Source organism: Bacillus sp. FSL K6-2944, from assembly GCF_038005385.1.
Classification (GTDB): Bacteria; Bacillota; Bacilli; order Bacillales; family Bacillaceae_G; genus Bacillus_A; species Bacillus_A cereus.
On record NZ_JBBOTE010000001.1, the window covers coordinates 3343826 to 3361019 of the forward strand.

The following is a 17194-nucleotide window of genomic DNA, read 5'->3' on the forward strand; positions in this document are numbered from 1 at the left end:
TCTATCCCCTTTTTACAAACGTTAACAATCCAATTGTATCGTAACTACTACAGACTGGAAACAATTATATGAATTTTCAAACCAACTTCCCTTCCTTCCTTAACAATGATATGATGAAATTCACTACGATTGTTCATAATTAACTTTATATAAAGGAGACTTATCATGTCAGAAAACAAAAAAGTAAGCTTAGCTGATTTAATGCGCGAACAACTTGCTAAGAAAAAGCAAGGAAATGGAAATGGTCAAAATGCAAAAAATCAAAGCCAAGAAACGAAAAAATTACAAAACCAACAAACAAAGAAAACAAACAACCAACGTAGACGTACAGGTGTGTAAATGAACGGACAAAAACGTTCTAATATCGCGCCCGGTCTTGAAGTTGATATTGTATTAAAACAAGATCAACGAACAGGCAAATTAACACGTGGAATTGTAAAAGATATTTTAACAAACTCCCCTTCCCATCCGCATGGCATTAAAGTGCGATTGCAGGACGGACAAGTCGGTAGAGTACAAAATATCGTTCAATAAGAAAAGGAGCTCAAGTAAACTCGAGCTCCTTTTCTTTATTAACCTTTAATTTTCTCGATGAAAACTACTTTTAAGTAGTCTCCTTCTTTAAATTGATCAATGGTACGGAAATCTTCTGGTAAAGAATGTTCTTCTAATATTTTATATTTGCCATTCATTTCTTTAAAGGCTGTATCGATAAAGCCTTTAAACTTTTTCATATCGAATGCGCTACAATTTGTAGAAGCAACGATAATACCGTTATTTTCTGTAATAGCAATTGTTTCTTTTAATAAATTTTTATAATCTTTTGCTGCACTAAATGTATATTTTTTTGAGCGGGCGAAGCTTGGAGGATCAAGTACGACCATATCAAATTTCATCTTTTTCTTAGCTGCATATTTGAAGTAAAGAAATACATCTTCTACAATAATATCTTGTGCTTCATAATCAACTTCATTTACACTAAACTGCTCAATCGTTTTACTTAAACTACGATTTGCAAGGTCAACACTCGTCGTTTTACTTGCTCCGCCAAGCGCTGCAAATACAGAGAAAGCACCTGTATAAGAGAACATATTTAACACTGTTCTTCCCTTTGCATATTTATCACGAATTTGTTTTCGAACGTTACGTTGATCTAAAAATACACCAACCATTGCCCCATCATTTAAATAAACCGCAAAGTTCACACCGTTCTCTTTTACGATAAGTGGGAACTCGCCGCGCTCTCCTGCTACGAAATCATCACCCTCAATATATTTCCCTTTCGTATCAAAACGCTTTTTCTCATAAATACCTTTAAAGTTTGCTACTTTTTGAAGAGCGGCTATAATCTCATCTCTGAAAGTGTAAATCCCTTCACTATACCAACTTACTACGTAGTAGCCATCATAATAATCGATAATTAGTCCTCCAAGACCATCACCTTCACCATTCACCACACGGAATGCTGTCGTATCACTTGATTTATAAAATTGCTTTCGTTTATGTAGGGCAGATTTGATTTTACTTTCAAAGAAAGATTGATTAATTTGTTCACTCTCTTTTCTCGTTAAAATCCAGCCGTATCCTTTATTTTGCTTTCCATAATAACCTTTTCCGACAAAGTTGTTCTTCTCATCTACTACTTTGATGATTGTTCCTTCTTCACGAACATCATTTAAATTTTGAATCGCATCTTTTAAAATAAGCGGATATCCACTTTTAATTTCTTTTATAAATTTCGGTTTTATTTTTACAGTTACTTCTAATCGCATATAATAACTTCCTTTCCATTTGCATGCTTTCTCTACAGGAAGCATTTGAAAAACGAGACTGAAAAAACAGCCTCGTTTCACTATACCATATTATTGCTTTGCTAGTACAACTAGCTCATTCTCGCACTTAACCGCCACATATTTACTATGTTTTGAAATGAAAATCTCACTGTCCAAAATAATAGAAAAAAACTTATATATTTCACATTTACCATTGACAATGATAATGATTTTCATTATCATTTGATGTATATGAGTTCTTGAAAATATAGCTACATTTATAGGAGGAATAAACATGATTATTGTTACAAATACAGCTAAAATTACAAAGGGAAATGGGCATAAATTAATTGAGCGTTTTAATAAAGTAGGTAAAGTTGAAACGATGCCAGGCTTTTTAGGTCTAGAAGTTCTTTTAACACAAAATACAGTTGATTATGATGAAGTAACAATTAGCACTCGCTGGAATGCAAAAGAAGATTTCCAAGGTTGGACAAAGAGCGCTGCATTTAAAGATGCTCACTCACATCAAGGCGGAATGCCAGAATATATTCTTGATAATAAAATTGCTTACTATGATGTAAAAGTTGTACGTATGCCAATGGCTGCAGCACAGTAAGAACAGTCCTTTTTTAAAGTATAGAATATGAGAAGCGTTATCTATCACTTCTCATATTCTATACTTTTTTCTTTAATTTCTTTTTACTAATTTTGCGTGTACAACTAGCCTTCCAGCCTCTGGATCAAGAGCATAATCACAAGTAGAAAGTGTTACGATTTCATCATTAGCCGTCAATTCCGTATCCGTTTTGTACAGTGATTTTTCTTGAATTTCCTTTAAGAACGATGCATATGCCACATCATTTCCAAAATCCGTTTCAATGTAATAAAAGTCCGTTGTTGTCGTGTATACTGAAAAAACTTCAACGTCGTATCCTTCAAATAATGTATCGTAATATAATTTACGATGAGACATAAAAAAGTCTTCATCCAACATTTTTTTTAAACTACCAAACATAGAACCATCTTTCATACGATGGCCATATAAAATCGTATTTCGATTTTGAGATTTCACATCATTACGATGGTCCATAAAAATGCTTCCCGCTCTCATATCTTCACCTTTATAATTACGAAATAAATAGTAATCATTATCTTTTGCTTGAACGATTGGATAATTAATTTGTGTATCATCCATCGTAATCCATCCGACTATCTCTGGATTAATTTTCTGGAGATCCTGAAACTGTTTACGTACCTCTCCATTTTCTGATTTTTCTTCCATTGGACTTCTTTTATAAATATGTTGTGCCTCAGCCATTACTTTACGATTTTCATAATAATCCATGAAAATCCCGCCCAACTCATACATTGAATAGAAAAAGATTCCTAAAAACACAATTGTAAGTATGCGTTGAAAAAAAGAATTCTTTTTCCGTCCTTTCTTACTATTCAAATTATCACCTCAAAACGGATTATGCTCAGCCTTTAGATTCCCATAGGTACCATGTACAATCCGGTATCTTCATCCTGCTTTACAATGACATCTACACCATATATTGCTTTAACCATTTCTTCTGTTATTACATCATTAGGAATACCTTTCGTAATGATTTCTCCATCTTTCATAACGATAATATGGTCGCTATAACGAATGGCTTGATTAATATCATGTAATACCATTACAATCGTTAGTCCATGCACTTCATTTAACTCTTTCACTAACTCTAATATTTCTAACTGATAGTAAATATCTAAATATGTGGTCGGCTCATCTAAGAAGAGCATTGGTGTATTTTGAGCTAATGTCATCGCGATCCAAACTCGCTGCCTCTCTCCACCAGATAAAGCATAAATTGGCTTATCACGCTTACTTTGTAAATTCGTACATACTAGTGCACGCTCAATCGCTTCTCTATCTTCATCTGTTTGCGGAGAGAATATATTTTTATATGGCATACGCCCGAAGCTTATTAGCTTTTCCACTGTAATATCTGCTGGAGCCTCATTTTGTTGATGGACAACTGCTAGCTTTCTAGCAAACTCTTTCGGTTTATATTCACCAATCGCTTTCCCATCAAGTATTACTTCTCCACTGCTAGGAGCGTGGTTTCTAGACATGACACTAAGTAATGTTGATTTCCCACATCCATTCGGTCCAATGATTGTTGTAATTTTCCCAATTTCTATTTCACTACTAACAGACTTTAAACGATTTGTTACGTTATCGTATGAAAAGGTTACATTTTTAATTTCCATGAACTTTATCACTCTTTCTAAGCAAAAATATTAAGAATGGACCACCAATAACCGCCATAATTGTTGCTGCTGGAATTTCGTTAGGTGGCACAATTAACCTTCCAATTGTATCTGCCGTCAAAATTAATAACGCCCCTGCAAGCGCAGAAAATGGAATTAATACTTTATGGTCTGAACCGACTAATTGTCTTGAAATATGCGGAACTAGTAATCCTACAAAAGCAATAACACCTGCAATCGCTGTTGATACTGCCGCTAAGAGTACTGCAATGGCAGAAATAATAAGACGAACTCTCGTCACGTGCAAGCCTAAGTTTTTCGCAGTCTTATCTTGTAGCGATAATAAGTTACACCAAGCTCCTACGAACAGAGCAAGAATAAGACCAATCGTTCCATAAGTCACCATTATTTCTACATCGCCCCACGTCTTCATTGTTATATTAGAAGTCGTCGTTTGCTTAATACTCTTAATAAAATACCCACAAATCGTAACGAATGATTCATTTAATCCAGTAAACATTGCATTAATGGCAATACCAATTAAAATAATGCGAAGCGGGCTTAATCCTGATTTCCATGAAAACGAATACACGAGATAACATGCAAGCGCACCACCTAAAAAGGCGAATACGGGTGTCCAGAAAAAGAATTGCGGAAACAACGTAATAATAACGAGTGTCATAAAACTTGCTCCTGAAGATATACCGATTACCCCAGCATCGGCGAGTGGATTTTTCATAACAGCTTGAAAAAGCACACCTGAAACAGCGAGAGCCGCTCCAGTGAACAACGCAATAATAATACGCGGGAAACGTAAATCTTTAATGACTTCAACATCTTCATTTCCACCTGTAAATATCCCTTGTACAAGTTCAACAATACCTACTTCTAAACTCCCTTTCATCGCTGACAATGATGTCATAACAATAAGCAATGCAGTAACAATGAGGAAACTCCAAGTTTTTTTATTCATTCTACTCTTCCTTTATATTAAAATGCATCACGGATACATCATTTTTTTCAATTCATCTAACGCTTCAATTGCTGCTAAATTGCCTGTCGTTCCAAATAAACGCTCTTCTAAATCGTAAACACGGTTATTTTTAACCGCAGCAAAGTGTTTCCAAATATCATTTGTTTTAAATTCTTTATCAAACATTTTTACAACTTCATCAGGCATACCATGAGCTGCTCGTAAAATAATATCTGGATCAGCTTTCTTTAAATACTCTGTATTAGAAGCTAAATATTCTACTTGTTCACCTTGCACAATATTTTTACCACCTAGTTGTTTCACTAAATCTCCAATATAAGAATGCTCTGTTGCTACTAAATAACTTCCCGGCACACCTAATAAAATAAGCACTGTCGGTTCTTTCTTTCCTTTTACTTCTTTTTGAATGCTAGCAACCTTTTTATCTAATTTAGTTACTACTGCTTCGGCCTGTTTTTCACGCCCATATTTCTTACCTAAATCGCTAATAGAACTTTGCATATTTTTCAAACTCGTTAAATCTAAAAAGTTTGCTTTCATACCCACACCATCAAAAACTGGCTTTAATTCATATTCAAGTGTTGTCACAGATAACACTTCTGAAGGCTTTAATGACTTTACCTTTTCCATATCTGGACTCATTGGATTCCCAACTTCAGGTAAACCTTTATATCGCTTCGGTAAAGTTTTAGAGCTTGTTGGAACGCCAACTAAATCTACTTCTAACGCATCCATAATTTCAGTAACAGCCACTGTTGTTGCAACAACGCGCTCTTTACTCTCACTCTTTACCTGCTTTGCTGTTTCTTTTTTTGGTGATGAGCACCCAGCTATACTCATTAACAAAATGATAGCCATTAGTACACTTGCAATTTTCTTCACTCTCAATCACCACTCCTTTCCATACAATATGAAACAAGTCTTGATGCACGCGAATATGCATCAAGACTCCAAAAATTACAATCTACCTGCTCTATATTTACGAACTAGTAAAGCAAGTGAACCTAGCAGTAACACCATATATAAACCAAGTTGTGCTGTATCTGCAGTTTTTGAGTTTTTCTCTTTTTTCGAATCATTTTTTGTATCTTCTTTTTTCTTCTGACCATCTGCATTTCGGTTAAAATCAGGAGTACCTACTGTTTTTACATTATCTACTTTCGGTGTAGTCACTGGATTTTTCGGTTCATTTTTCGGTTCCTCTTTAAGAGTTCCTAACGCGCCGATATTATTTGTATCAAATTGAATTTGCACATCGTAGAAATGATGGTAGTTCATCTCATCGATGTCTACCTTTACTTTTGCGTTTAATTTTTTAAATAGATCTTCTACTTCAAACTGTACTACTCGCGTATTTACATTTTTATCTTCGCTTACTACTTTCGCATCAGCGAATAGTTCATTGTTTTCCGTTTGGAATTTCGTAATCCACGCACTATTTTTCAGCGTCATCTCAATATATTTTTTACCATCTTTTACGATTAATTTCGCTGGATTTACAACATAGTCATTCATCTTTGAAATCTCATCTGTTTTATCTTTTAATACTTTAAATGTAATATCATATTGGCCATCTACTAAATTTTTCGGATCAACTATTACTTTCGGGTTATTATTTCCACCTTGGTTGTTGTTTCCGCCTTGGTTGTTGTTTCCGTCTTGGTTGTCGTTTCCGCCTTGGTTGTCGTTTCCGCCTTGGTTGTCGTTTCCGCCTTGGTTGTCGTTTCCGCCTTGGTTCCCTAAGGCTTTAATACTGTCTTGATCAAATACAAATTGAACATCATAAAAATGGTGATAATTCATTGAATCAATATCTACTTTTACTTTTGCATTTAATTTTTTAGACAAATCGTTTACTTCTACTTCTACTACTCTTGTATTTTGTTCTTTATTTTCACTTAACACTTTTGCATTAACGAAAGAACCATTTTTCTCAAATTCAAATTTCGTAATCCATGTACTATTTGTTAATGTAAACGATACGTATTTCTTACCATCTTTTACTTTTAATACACCTGGGCTTTTTGTGTATGTGTTCATCATTGAGATTTCATCTGTTTGATCTTTTAACACTTTAAAGCCAATTCTGTATTCACCATCTTTAAGAGCTTTTGGATCAATTGTTGTGTTATTATCTTGGTTATCATTTCCACCTTGGTTGTTGTTTTCACCTTGGTTATCTAACGACTTAATGCTACCTTTATCAAATGCAAATTGAATATCGTAAAAATGGTGATAATTCATTGAATCGATATCTACTTTTACTTTTGCATTTAACTTTTTCGATAAATCTGGTACTTCTACTTCCACTACGCGTGTATCAGTTTTTTTATCTTCACTTATTACATTTGCATCAACAAACGAACTATTTTTCTCAAATTCAAATTTTGTAATCCAAGAACTGTTCGTTAACGTAAATGATACATACTTCTTACCATCTTTTACTTTTAGCACACCTGGACTTTTTGTATATGTGTTCATCATTGAAATTTCGTCTGTTTGATCTTTTAATGCCTTAAAATTGATGCTGTATTCACCATCTTTAATTGTTTCAGCATCTGGTTTTTTATTTTCATCTGGTTTTTCTACTTCTGGTTTTTCTACTTCTGGTTTTTCTGCTTCCGGTTTTTCTGCTTCCGGTTTTTCTACTTCTGGTTGTTTCTCTTCATTTTTAATTTGTTCAAGTTTATCTTGTTCAAATAAAAGTTGTACATCATGCATTTGCTTATAATTTCTTGATGCCATTTCGATAAATACTTTTGTATTTAGTTTTTTAGATAAATCGTTTACTTCAAACTCTACTACTCTTGTATCTTTTTCCTTATCCTCACTCACTACTTTTGCATCAACAAATGCGCCATCTTTTTCCGTTTGGAAATTTTTAATTAATGAGCTACTTTTTAGTGTTACAATTGCTTTTTTCTTACCGTTTTCTACTTTTAATACTCCTGGATTTACCATGTAACTATTCATCTTAGATTCTTCATCTGTTTGATCTTTTAACACTTTAAATGGAATGCTGTACGCACCATCTGTAATTGTGTTAGAATTTGGTTGTTGATCTGGGTCAGGCTTTTGGTCGGGCTTCTGACCTGGATCGGTAGTTTCATTTGGATCTGGCTTATTAGCTGGGTCCTCTTTTTCATTTGGTTTTTCTACATGAATTGGTGTAATGCTATTTTGATCAAATGCAATACGAACGTCGTACTCATGATGATAATTTAAAAAATCAATATCTACTTTTACTTTTGCATTTAATACCTTCTCTACATCTTCTACATCAAATTCTACTACTCTTGTATCTTTTTCTTTATCTTCACTAATTACATTTGTCGCAACTAGCTTACCTGCTTTTTCTGTTTCAAATTTCGTAATCCATGAACTATTTGTTAATGTAAAGGATACTTTCTTTTTCCCATCCTTCACTTTTAAAGTTCCCGGACTTACTGAATATTGATTCATCATCGATTCTTCATCTGATGTATCTTTTAAAACTTTGAAGCCAATTGAATATTCACCGTCAGCCAACTTGGTAGCTGCTTGAACTGCAAGTGGTTGTAATGTTGATACGAATGTAAATATCATTAAAAACATAGCAACAATAATTTTTGTATACCTGTTCAATGGAACGACTCTCCCTTTTGAAAATTATTTAATACTGTTCCCATCAAATACAAAGCGAATATCATACGAAGCATTATAATTAATAATTGGAATATTAATTTTCACCTTGCCATTTAGTTTTTTTGACAAGTCAGCAACTTCAAATTCTACAACTCTAGTATTATCTTTTTTGTTTTCACTTAACACGGTTGTTTCTACAAATTGACCATCTTTTTCTACTTGGAAACTTTTAATAGAAGCACTATCTTTCACTTTAAATGAAACATATTGTTTTCCATTTTTAACTGTTAATGTTGCTGGGCTTTCAAAATAACTATTCATTCTAGACGATTCATCTTTATCGCCTTTCCATACAGTAAAAGCAATATTATATTTTCCATCAGCTAGTTTTGTAGCAGCCTTTGCATCTTGTAAACCTAGTGTTGCGATAAATGTAAATAAAACAGCAAATACGGCAATAATCATTTTAAATTGTTTAAACATATATTCATCACCCTTCAAAAGATTTATTTACTCAATTTCACTTTACGAATTAAGAAAGCACCTGAAATAAGAATTAACACTGCAAACAATCCAATACGTGCTTCATCGCCTGTTTTTGGGTTATCTGTTTTTTCAGCTTTTCCATTTTCATTTTTTGTTTCTTTATTCACTTCTTTAGCTGTTTCCTTACTCTCTACTTTTGTTTTCTCTTCTTTTACTTGTGTATCTGTTTTCGCTTGATCATTATTTTTTGTTGTAGCAGCTACGCCATTATCGCCACCTACAGCTTTTACATTTGCATCAAAAGCAAAACGAATTGTGTAGTGGTGGTCATAGTTTGCACTTGGTACAACAACATGAATTTTTACAGCTGCCGGTTTGGATAAATCATCTACTTTAAACTCTACTGTTCTTTTATCTGCCGATTCATCTTTATTAACAACTTTCGCATCAACAAAATTTCCGTTCTCTGGTGCTTTAAATTCTGTAATCCAAGCACTATGATTCATCGGAACTTGTACTCTCATCTCACCGTTTTTCACTATTAATTTTGCCGGCTTTTCAAAATAGTCATTTGCCATTGAAGCTGAATCATTTTCCGCTTTTTGAATTACGTAATTAATATCGTAAGTACCATCAGCTAGTTTTGCTGAAGCATTCCCGTATGGCATTACAAGAAAAGCTAGCATACATACGAACGTTATAATAAAAGCGGGTAATACAGAAACCTTTTTCATTTTTTTTGTTTCCTCCTTGGTTATCTTTCATTTCACTTTTTCCGAAAATGATAATTATTCTCAATTAATAAGAAAAAAATAATCTCTTCTACCTATTATTTAATTAGCATTCTTTTATGTAACATAAGCATTATTGATTATCATTCTCATTTAATATTAAAAATAATATCTCACCCTATTCCTTATACGAAGGCATAGAAACTGAGAAAAAATTATAAAACGTATTTATTGATTATCATTCTCAATGTAAGTCAAAAAAAATAAACTTTCTCTTCTCCTCTTCTTTCACCTCTTCCCATAACAACACTATAGTTATAGAAACCCCGTTTCCCTCACTTCCCTTCCAATATTTCCACAACTAAGTCAATCTTAGCCTACTCATAAATTTTTTGTCAACTATATTACGTATAAAATTTTTAATATCTAAATTTCTCTATATGCGGCTTTTTTTACAAAAAAAGAGACTTTCTATTATAGAAAGCCTCTTTTCTCTATTTTTCTACAGCAATTTCCTGCTTTTGAAACTTAGAAACTATATAACCAAATCCTATACCGATTATACCTGGAACTAACCAACCAATTCCTACACTATATAATGGAATCTTATCTAAAATAGGTGCTAGCGCTGCAATTTGAAGGTTTGCATTGTGTAACCCATCAAAGAAACTTATTGCAAATGCTCCTACAATCCCGCCCACATACATCGCTAATGGAAGACGAACGTAGTTTTCAACAAGTGATAATACGATAAGTACGATTCCAATTGGATAAATTGCAATTAAGATTGGTAATGCTAATGCATTTAACTGAGTTAACCCAAGGTTTGCTACCATAAATGCTAATACACAGAAAATGAAAACGACTTTTTGATAAGAAAGCTTTGGTAATAAAGAAGAGAAGTAATCACCACAAGCTGCAACAATACCTACAGAAGTTGTTAAACATGCTGCTGTAATTGCGATCCCTAGTAATAAAGTTCCGTAGCTACCAAATAAATGATTCACGACATTTGTTAAAATAATTCCTCCGTTTGCGCCCATTCCAAGTGACACACTAGAAGCTCCAAGATAAGCAAGTGCTAAATACACAAGTAGTAGACCAAGCGCTGCAATAAATCCTGCAAAGATTGTTACTTTTGCAATACTGTTTTTATTTGTAATGCCTTTTTCTTTTAACGCATGAATTACAACATTTCCGAATACCAGTGCCGCAAGTCCATCTAAAGTTAAATATCCATCAATAAATCCTTTAAAGAGAGGAGCACTATACGCTTCTGTCGGTGCACCAAATTCTCCAATTGGTGTAATAAGTGCTTTACCTACGATAATTGCAATAACAGCTAATAGTATTGGAGTTAGCACTTTACCAATACGACCCACTAATTTCGAAGGATTTAAAGCTAAATAGAAAGTGACTGCAAAGAAAATAAGTGTAAAGATAACAAGTGGATATGACTGACCAGCTATCTCACTTGGTAAAAACGGTGCAACACTCATCTCATAAGCTACTGTTCCTGTACGCGGCACACTTACGAATACGCCTAAACATAAATAAATTGCAGTGATAAAAACAAGTGCGAATATAGGATGTACACGTCCTGCTAGCTCATTAATATCTCCCTTTAAAGCTATAACAATTACTCCTAATAAAGGTAGTCCAACGCCTGTTACGATAAAACCAAACAACGCAATCCATACGTCTGTTCCAGCGCCTTGTCCTAATGCTGGTGGAAAAATCATATTACCCGCACCAAAAAACAGTGCAAATAACATTAAACTTATTGCAAACATCTCTGAAAACTTTAAAGATGATTTCATTTCTACTAACCTCCTAAAATAATAAATTAACAAAATATTCTGAATTAAAATCCGTCACATATCCTCTTTCAAGCATACTTCCCCGTAAAAGAACGCAAAAAACACCCGTCCCTAATAAAGGGACGAGTGTTGAAATCGTGGTTCCACCCTTATTCTAATAAAATGAATTTATAACGAAATAAGCTCATTTTATAGCTCGTGTAAATTGATAACGGTTTTATCCGCCAAGAATTACAATGCATCATGTATGCAGTTCACTCTTGAAGTTTAGAGGTGGTAAGCTTGTCTTTTCGTATTAGGAAGCTCACAGCCTAAGGCTTCCCTCTCTGAGAATCGTAAAATACAACTCATGTCCTCATCATTACTTTTATAAAATATCTTGTCGAAACTTGTTGTTTTTTATTATATGGGCTATTTTTTAAAAAATCAATAGTTTTATTTTTTCTGACAAAAAAATATAGGGAGAAAATTTTTCCTCCCTATAACTGCCCTATTAAAATTTCTAACTCTTCAGCTGTAACGCTCCGCCACTTTCCAACTTCAAGCTCATTTAGCTCTATATTCATAATGCGTACTCGCTTTAGCTTTATTACAGTAAATCCGAAAGCACGACTCATTCTACGAATTTGCCTGTTCATTCCTTGCGTTAAAACGATACGAAATGTTGATTGATCGACTCTTGTCACTTTGCACGGCTTCGTCATTCCATCTTTAATCTTTACACCGCGGGACATCTCATCAATAAACCAGTCCGTAAAAGGTTTATCGACTGTGACAACATATTCTTTCTCGTGCTCATGATCACCATGTAAAATTTGATTCGCAATGCCGCCGTCATTCGTTAATAAAATAAGTCCTTCTGATGCTTTATCTAATCGCCCAACTGGAAAGATTCGCTCTGGGTAATTGATATAATCAATAATATTATCTTCAATATGATCGGCTGCTGTACAAGTAATTCCGACTGGTTTATGAAATGCGATATACACTTTTTCTTTCTCTTCTTTTACAATAACTTGCCCATCAATCGTTACCCTATCACCATCGCTTACGAGTGCACCGTGCGTACATATTTCGCCGTTAATAGCCACGCGTCCAGCTTTAATGAGACGATCTGTTTCACGTCTGGAGCATAATTTTGCTTCGCTTATGTATTGGTTGATTTTCATGTTCTATTCCTTTTCACATATATTAAAAGCGTCAATCTATGGCAATATCATTCTGCCACGATTGACGCTTTTTCACTTCGCAAAAACAACTAAATAAATAACCCCAATCACCAAAAATATTCCACAACAAGCTAACAATACTTTTGCAAGTTTGTCCATAAACATATAATGGTTTCCCCTTTGTTTCGTTGTTTTCTATTTTAATTCGACAACTGTTACGCCTAGGCCTCCCTCGCCCATGTCACCGTAACGGAAGGTTTTTACACCGCGATGCTTCTTCAAGTAATCTTGTACACCTTGGCGAAGTGCTCCTGTCCCTTTACCGTGAATGATTGATACGCGAGGATAGCTTGCAAGCTGGGCATCGTCTAAGTATTTCTCAACGCGCGCCATTGCATTTTCAAATCGTTCACCACGAAGATCAAGTTCTAATGAAACGTGATAGTCTCTACCTTTTACCGTTGCAACTGCTTTTTTCTCTGTTTGCTTCGGTGTGTTAATGTATTCCATATTAGATTCTTTCACTTTCATCTTCAGAATACCGATTTGTACGCTCCACTCTGTATCGCTTACTTTTTCAAGTAGTTGACCTTTTTGACCGAACGTTAATACTTTCACTTCATCACCTGCACGTAACTGTTGTTTCGGTGCAGTGTTTTTCACATTTACTTTTTGTTTCTTAACAAGCTCTGGCGCTGCGCCTTCTAGACGACTCTTCGCTTCAATTAGCTCGTGGTCTTTCACATTTGCAAGCTGTGCTTTACGCAATTGACGAAGTTCTTGAATAATGCCTTCTGCTTCTTTCTTTGCAGCTTCGACTTTTTCTTCTCCTTCTTTTTGCGCTTTTAATAATCGTTCATCACGATCTTCGTTAAATTCAATGATTTGACGTTGTAATTCACGATGCAGTTTTTCAGATTGTTTGCGAAGCGCTTCTGCTTCTTTCCAGTCACGCTCTGCGTTCTTCTGGCTTTCTTCTAACTTCGCAATCATATTTTCAATTTTATTCGTATCTGTACTAATGTGATTGCGTGCTTGCTCAATAACGCGATCAGATAATCCAAGACGTTTCGAAATTTCAAAGGCATTACTACGGCCTGGTACACCGATTAATAATTTATAAGTTGGACTTAATGTATTTACATCAAACTCAACACTCGCATTAATAACTTGCTCACGGTTATATCCGTATGCTTTTAATTCTGGATAATGCGTCGTTGCAACAACGCGAGCACCGCGATTACATACTTCATCTAAAATTGAAATGGCAAGTGCAGCCCCTTCCTGTGGGTCTGTTCCAGCACCTAATTCATCGAATAAAACTAAGCTTTCAAAATCAGCTTTTTCTAAAATATCAACGATGTTCACCATATGTGAGGAGAACGTACTTAAACTCTGTTCAATCGATTGCTCATCACCGATATCAGCAAAGATATTTTTGAATACACAAATCTCTGACTCATCCATTACTGGAATGTGAAGGCCAGATTGCGCCATTAACACACAAATACCAACTGTTTTCAGCGTAACTGTTTTACCACCTGTATTCGGTCCTGTAATAACAATTGTCGTGAAATCTTTACCTAACATAATGTTATTTGGCACGATTATTTCTGGATCGATAAGCGGATGGCGTGCTTGTCTTAAGTCCATGTAACGCTCGTTATTTACAATCGGCTTTGTCGCTTTAATTCGCTTCGCATAAAAAGCTTTCGCAAAGATGAAATCAAGATTTGCAACTACTTCTACGTTTGATAAAACGATATCCGCTTCTACTGCCACTTCTTCTGTTAACATTAATAAGATGCGTTCGATTTCTTGTTTTTCTTTCACACGTGCTTCTTGCAGTGCATTATTTAATTCTACAATGACTTGTGGCTCAATAAATAACGTTTGTCCAGAAGCCGATTGATCGTGAACAATACCACCATATACGCCGCGATATTCTTGTTTTACTGGGATTACGTAACGTTCGTTACGAATCGTTACAATCGAATCAGACAGCATCTTTTGCGCGTTTGAAGAGCGCGTCATATTTTCTAACTTTTCACGAATACGACTTTCCGCAGTACGAATTTGAGTACGAATACCACGCAGTTTATCACTTGCGCTATCGACTACTTCACCGCCGTCACCGATGCAATTTGTAATTTTCTTTTCTAAATCATATAAAGATACAATTTGAGCGACGTGAGTTTCTAAAATCGGAAGCTCGACACCGTTATCAGCCATATCTTCAATGAAGCGTTTCATATTACGACTACCATACATCGTATTTGCAATATCAAGTAATTCATTTGGACTTAACATACTCCCAATTTTTGCACGCTTCACATTTGAGCGAATATCCGTAATACCACCTAATGGTGCACTACCTTTTAAACGAATAACTTTCGCTGCTTCATCCGTTGTATCTTGCATTTCTACAATTTCTTCAAAATCAGTGCTCGGCACTAAATGCTTCACTTTGTCACGACCAAGTGAAGATGCTGTATGTTCAAGTAATTGTTCTTTTACTTTATTGTATTCTAATACACGCAACGTTCTTTCTAACATGTTGCAGGTCCCCCTTGTATTACTTATTACGTTTAATATAGTCTAATAAACGTTCAATATCCCACGTGTTAATCACGTTATCTTTTTGAATCCAACCTTTACGTGCTGCTGCTACACCTGTTTCCATATCTTCTAACATTTCAAGCGTATGAGCATCCGTATTAATCGCTACTTTCACACCAGCATCTTGTGCTTGTTTTAATAATTTCGCGCTTAAATCTAGACGGTTCGGATTCGCATTTAATTCTAAAACTGTATTTGTCTCTTTTGCTAGTTCAATTAATAAATCTGTATCTACATCATAACCCTCACGACGCCCGAGAAGACGTCCTGTAGGATGGGCAATCATTGTGACATGTTTATTCTCAAGTGCAGTACGTAGACGCTTCATAATCGTTTCACGGTCTTGTGAGAAGCTAGAGTGAATCGCTCCAATGACATAATCTAATTCTGCTAATACTTCATCATCAAAATCAAGCGAGGCATCTGGTAAAATGTCCATTTCAATTCCGCGTAAAATTGTAATGTCTGGATACTTTTCATTCATACGTTCAATTTCTTTCGCTTGCTCACGAAGACGCTCTTTCGTTAAACCGTTCGCCACTTTTAAGTATTGCGAGTGATCAGTAATCGCCATAAACTTATATCCACGAGCACGGCACGCTTGTACCATTTCTTCAATAGAAAAAGCACCGTCACTCCAAGTTGTATGCATATGTAAATCACCTTGTATATCGGAAAACTGAATTAAGTTCGGATACTCTTTAATTAATTCAATTTCTTTTCCATCTTCACGCACTTCTGGCGGAATAAATGGCAAACCGAAATGAGCAAAGAAGTCTTCTTCAGTCTCAAATGTTTTCACTTCACCTGTTTCCAAGTTCTCTACACCGTACTCACTAATTTTCTCGCCTTTATCTTTTGCGATTTGACGCATTTTTACGTTATGATCTTTTGATCCTGTGAAATGGTGAAGAGTTGTAATAAACTCTTCTGGTTTTACTAAACGGAAATCAATTGAAATATCATATTCATATTGAAGACGGACAGAAACTTTCGTATCTCCACTTGCTATTACTTCAATCATATTATCAAATTGTAGTAAATGCTCACGTACCGCTGCTGGTTCTGTCGTTGCAATGATAAAATCTAAATCTTTCACTGTTTCACGAACACGGCGCAAACTACCAGCGCAAGAGAAACGAATTACTTCAGCAATATTCGACAATTTCTCCTCTATTTCCCCGGCAATAGGCAATACCATCGCAATTGGTAAACGCTCTGGACGAGAGCCTACTTGATCGATTGCTTCTAATATTTTCTCTTCTGTCTTCTTACCGAAACCAGCTAAAGCTTGTACTTTATTTTCCTCACAAGCAGCTTTTAACGTCTCCATATCAATAACGCCTAGCTCTTTATATAACTTAGCCACCTTTTTACCACCAAGACCTGGTAGTTTTAATAACGGCAATAAGCTACTTGGTACTTCTTTTTCAAGTTCTTGTAATACTTCAGATGTTCCCGATTCTATATATTCTTGTATAACGGCTGCTGTTCCTTTTCCGATTCCTGGAATCTTTGTGAAATCTTCAATTTCAGAAAGACTACGATCGTCACTTTCTAATGCTGCTGCCGCTTTACGAAATGCAGATATTTTAAATGGATTCGCACCCTTTAGTTCCATAAAAAGCCCGATTGTCTCTAATAATTTGATCACTTGTTTTTTATTTACTTTCATCATTGCCCCGCCTTTCTTTCATAGAAAAAAACTTCTCTTTCCGAA

General features: G+C 35.0%; 15 protein-coding genes and 1 other annotated feature. Of the genes, 3 read left to right on the forward strand and 12 right to left on the reverse strand.

Annotated elements, in window-relative coordinates:
- The first annotated feature begins 165 nt into the window (after positions 1–165).
- Together MHH55_RS17010 and MHH55_RS17015 are read left to right on the forward strand one after the other, a co-directional pair.
- Positions 166–339, forward strand: a complete 174-nt coding sequence (locus tag MHH55_RS17010; protein WP_001293578.1) for a hypothetical protein — start codon at positions 166–168, stop codon at positions 337–339.
- Positions 340–534 carry a YwbE family protein gene (locus MHH55_RS17015; protein ID WP_001014310.1) on the forward strand — a complete coding sequence of 65 codons (195 nt, stop codon included), beginning with the start codon at positions 340–342 and terminating at the stop codon, positions 532–534.
- Between the two features lie 38 nt (positions 535–572).
- On the opposite strand, the gene MHH55_RS17020 is transcribed toward MHH55_RS17015, so the two are convergent.
- Positions 573–1772 (reverse strand): class I SAM-dependent rRNA methyltransferase, encoded by a 1200-nt coding sequence (locus MHH55_RS17020; RefSeq protein WP_001235507.1) that lies wholly within the window; start codon positions 1770–1772, stop codon positions 573–575.
- Between the two features lie 295 nt (positions 1773–2067).
- Between MHH55_RS17020 and isdG the strand changes: the two genes are divergently transcribed.
- The gene (gene isdG, locus MHH55_RS17025; RefSeq protein WP_000587818.1) at positions 2068–2391 is read left to right on the forward strand and encodes a heme oxygenase; all 324 of its coding nucleotides are present in this window, start codon (positions 2068–2070) and stop codon (positions 2389–2391) included.
- 72 nt (positions 2392–2463) lie between these two features.
- Here the strand turns inward: isdG and srtB are convergent, their stop codons facing one another.
- The 11 genes from srtB to polX all read right to left on the reverse strand — a co-directional run bounded on the left by srtB (position 2464) and on the right by polX (position 17149).
- The gene (gene srtB / locus MHH55_RS17030) at positions 2464–3228 is read right to left on the reverse strand and encodes a class B sortase (protein ID WP_001086127.1); all 765 of its coding nucleotides are present in this window, start codon (positions 3226–3228) and stop codon (positions 2464–2466) included.
- 32 nt (positions 3229–3260) lie between these two features.
- Complete coding sequence (locus MHH55_RS17035) at positions 3261–4031, reverse strand: ABC transporter ATP-binding protein (protein WP_000403758.1); 771 nt, start codon at positions 4029–4031, stop codon at positions 3261–3263.
- Positions 4021–5004 (reverse strand): FecCD family ABC transporter permease, encoded by a 984-nt coding sequence (locus tag MHH55_RS17040; RefSeq protein WP_001036848.1) that lies wholly within the window; start codon positions 5002–5004, stop codon positions 4021–4023. Before MHH55_RS17040 ends, MHH55_RS17035 begins: the two co-directional genes overlap by 11 nt.
- Before the next feature lie 27 nt (positions 5005–5031).
- Complete coding sequence (gene isdE / locus MHH55_RS17045) at positions 5032–5913, reverse strand: heme ABC transporter substrate-binding protein IsdE (protein ID WP_002182955.1); 882 nt, start codon at positions 5911–5913, stop codon at positions 5032–5034.
- 69 nt (positions 5914–5982) lie between these two features.
- Positions 5983–8649 carry an NEAT domain-containing protein gene (locus MHH55_RS17050; RefSeq protein WP_173602390.1) on the reverse strand — a complete coding sequence of 889 codons (2667 nt, stop codon included), beginning with the start codon at positions 8647–8649 and terminating at the stop codon, positions 5983–5985.
- Positions 8650–8673: 24 nt separating this feature from the next.
- Positions 8674–9132, reverse strand: a complete 459-nt coding sequence (locus MHH55_RS17055; RefSeq protein WP_000476164.1) for an NEAT domain-containing protein — start codon at positions 9130–9132, stop codon at positions 8674–8676.
- Between the two features lie 23 nt (positions 9133–9155).
- Positions 9156–9869 (reverse strand): heme uptake protein IsdC, encoded by a 714-nt coding sequence (gene isdC, locus MHH55_RS17060; RefSeq protein ID WP_000757944.1) that lies wholly within the window; start codon positions 9867–9869, stop codon positions 9156–9158.
- A gap of 491 nt (positions 9870–10360) precedes the next feature.
- Positions 10361–11686, reverse strand: coding sequence for a branched-chain amino acid transport system II carrier protein BrnQ6 (gene brnQ6, locus MHH55_RS17065; RefSeq protein WP_000842650.1), 1326 nt, complete (start codon positions 11684–11686; stop codon positions 10361–10363).
- A 115-nt stretch (positions 11687–11801) separates the two neighbouring features.
- Positions 11802–12057: a binding site (T-box leader), on the reverse strand.
- 108 nt (positions 12058–12165) lie between these two features.
- Complete coding sequence (locus MHH55_RS17070; RefSeq protein ID WP_000700716.1) at positions 12166–12855, reverse strand: 23S rRNA pseudouridine(2604) synthase RluF; 690 nt, start codon at positions 12853–12855, stop codon at positions 12166–12168.
- A gap of 195 nt (positions 12856–13050) precedes the next feature.
- The gene (locus MHH55_RS17075; protein ID WP_078187375.1) at positions 13051–15411 is read right to left on the reverse strand and encodes an endonuclease MutS2; all 2361 of its coding nucleotides are present in this window, start codon (positions 15409–15411) and stop codon (positions 13051–13053) included.
- A 19-nt stretch (positions 15412–15430) separates the two neighbouring features.
- On the reverse strand, positions 15431–17149 hold the full coding sequence (polX, locus tag MHH55_RS17080) for a DNA polymerase/3'-5' exonuclease PolX (RefSeq protein ID WP_078187374.1): 1719 nt from the start codon (positions 17147–17149) through the stop codon (positions 15431–15433).
- Positions 17150–17194: the final 45 nt, after the last annotated feature.

What these genes read in the sequence shown, in the direction of transcription:
- MHH55_RS17035 (WP_000403758.1), bottom strand. Translation starts at nt 4,031, where the DNA reads ATGGAAATTAAAAATGTAACCTTTTCATACGATAACGTAACAAATCGT.
- brnQ6 (WP_000842650.1), bottom strand. Translation starts at nt 11,686, where the DNA reads ATGAAATCATCTTTAAAGTTTTCAGAGATGTTTGCAATAAGTTTAATG.
- polX (WP_078187374.1), bottom strand. Translation starts at nt 17,149, where the DNA reads ATGAAAGTAAATAAAAAACAAGTGATCAAATTATTAGAGACAATCGGG.
- MHH55_RS17055 (WP_000476164.1), bottom strand. Translation starts at nt 9,132, where the DNA reads ATGTTTAAACAATTTAAAATGATTATTGCCGTATTTGCTGTTTTATTT.
- isdG (WP_000587818.1), top strand. Translation starts at nt 2,068, where the DNA reads ATGATTATTGTTACAAATACAGCTAAAATTACAAAGGGAAATGGGCAT.
- MHH55_RS17010 (WP_001293578.1), top strand. Translation starts at nt 166, where the DNA reads ATGTCAGAAAACAAAAAAGTAAGCTTAGCTGATTTAATGCGCGAACAA.
- MHH55_RS17015 (WP_001014310.1), top strand. Translation starts at nt 340, where the DNA reads ATGAACGGACAAAAACGTTCTAATATCGCGCCCGGTCTTGAAGTTGAT.
- isdC (WP_000757944.1), bottom strand. Translation starts at nt 9,869, where the DNA reads ATGAAAAAGGTTTCTGTATTACCCGCTTTTATTATAACGTTCGTATGT.
- MHH55_RS17040 (WP_001036848.1), bottom strand. Translation starts at nt 5,004, where the DNA reads ATGAATAAAAAAACTTGGAGTTTCCTCATTGTTACTGCATTGCTTATT.
- MHH55_RS17075 (WP_078187375.1), bottom strand. Translation starts at nt 15,411, where the DNA reads ATGTTAGAAAGAACGTTGCGTGTATTAGAATACAATAAAGTAAAAGAA.
- MHH55_RS17020 (WP_001235507.1), bottom strand. Translation starts at nt 1,772, where the DNA reads ATGCGATTAGAAGTAACTGTAAAAATAAAACCGAAATTTATAAAAGAA.
- MHH55_RS17070 (WP_000700716.1), bottom strand. Translation starts at nt 12,855, where the DNA reads ATGAAAATCAACCAATACATAAGCGAAGCAAAATTATGCTCCAGACGT.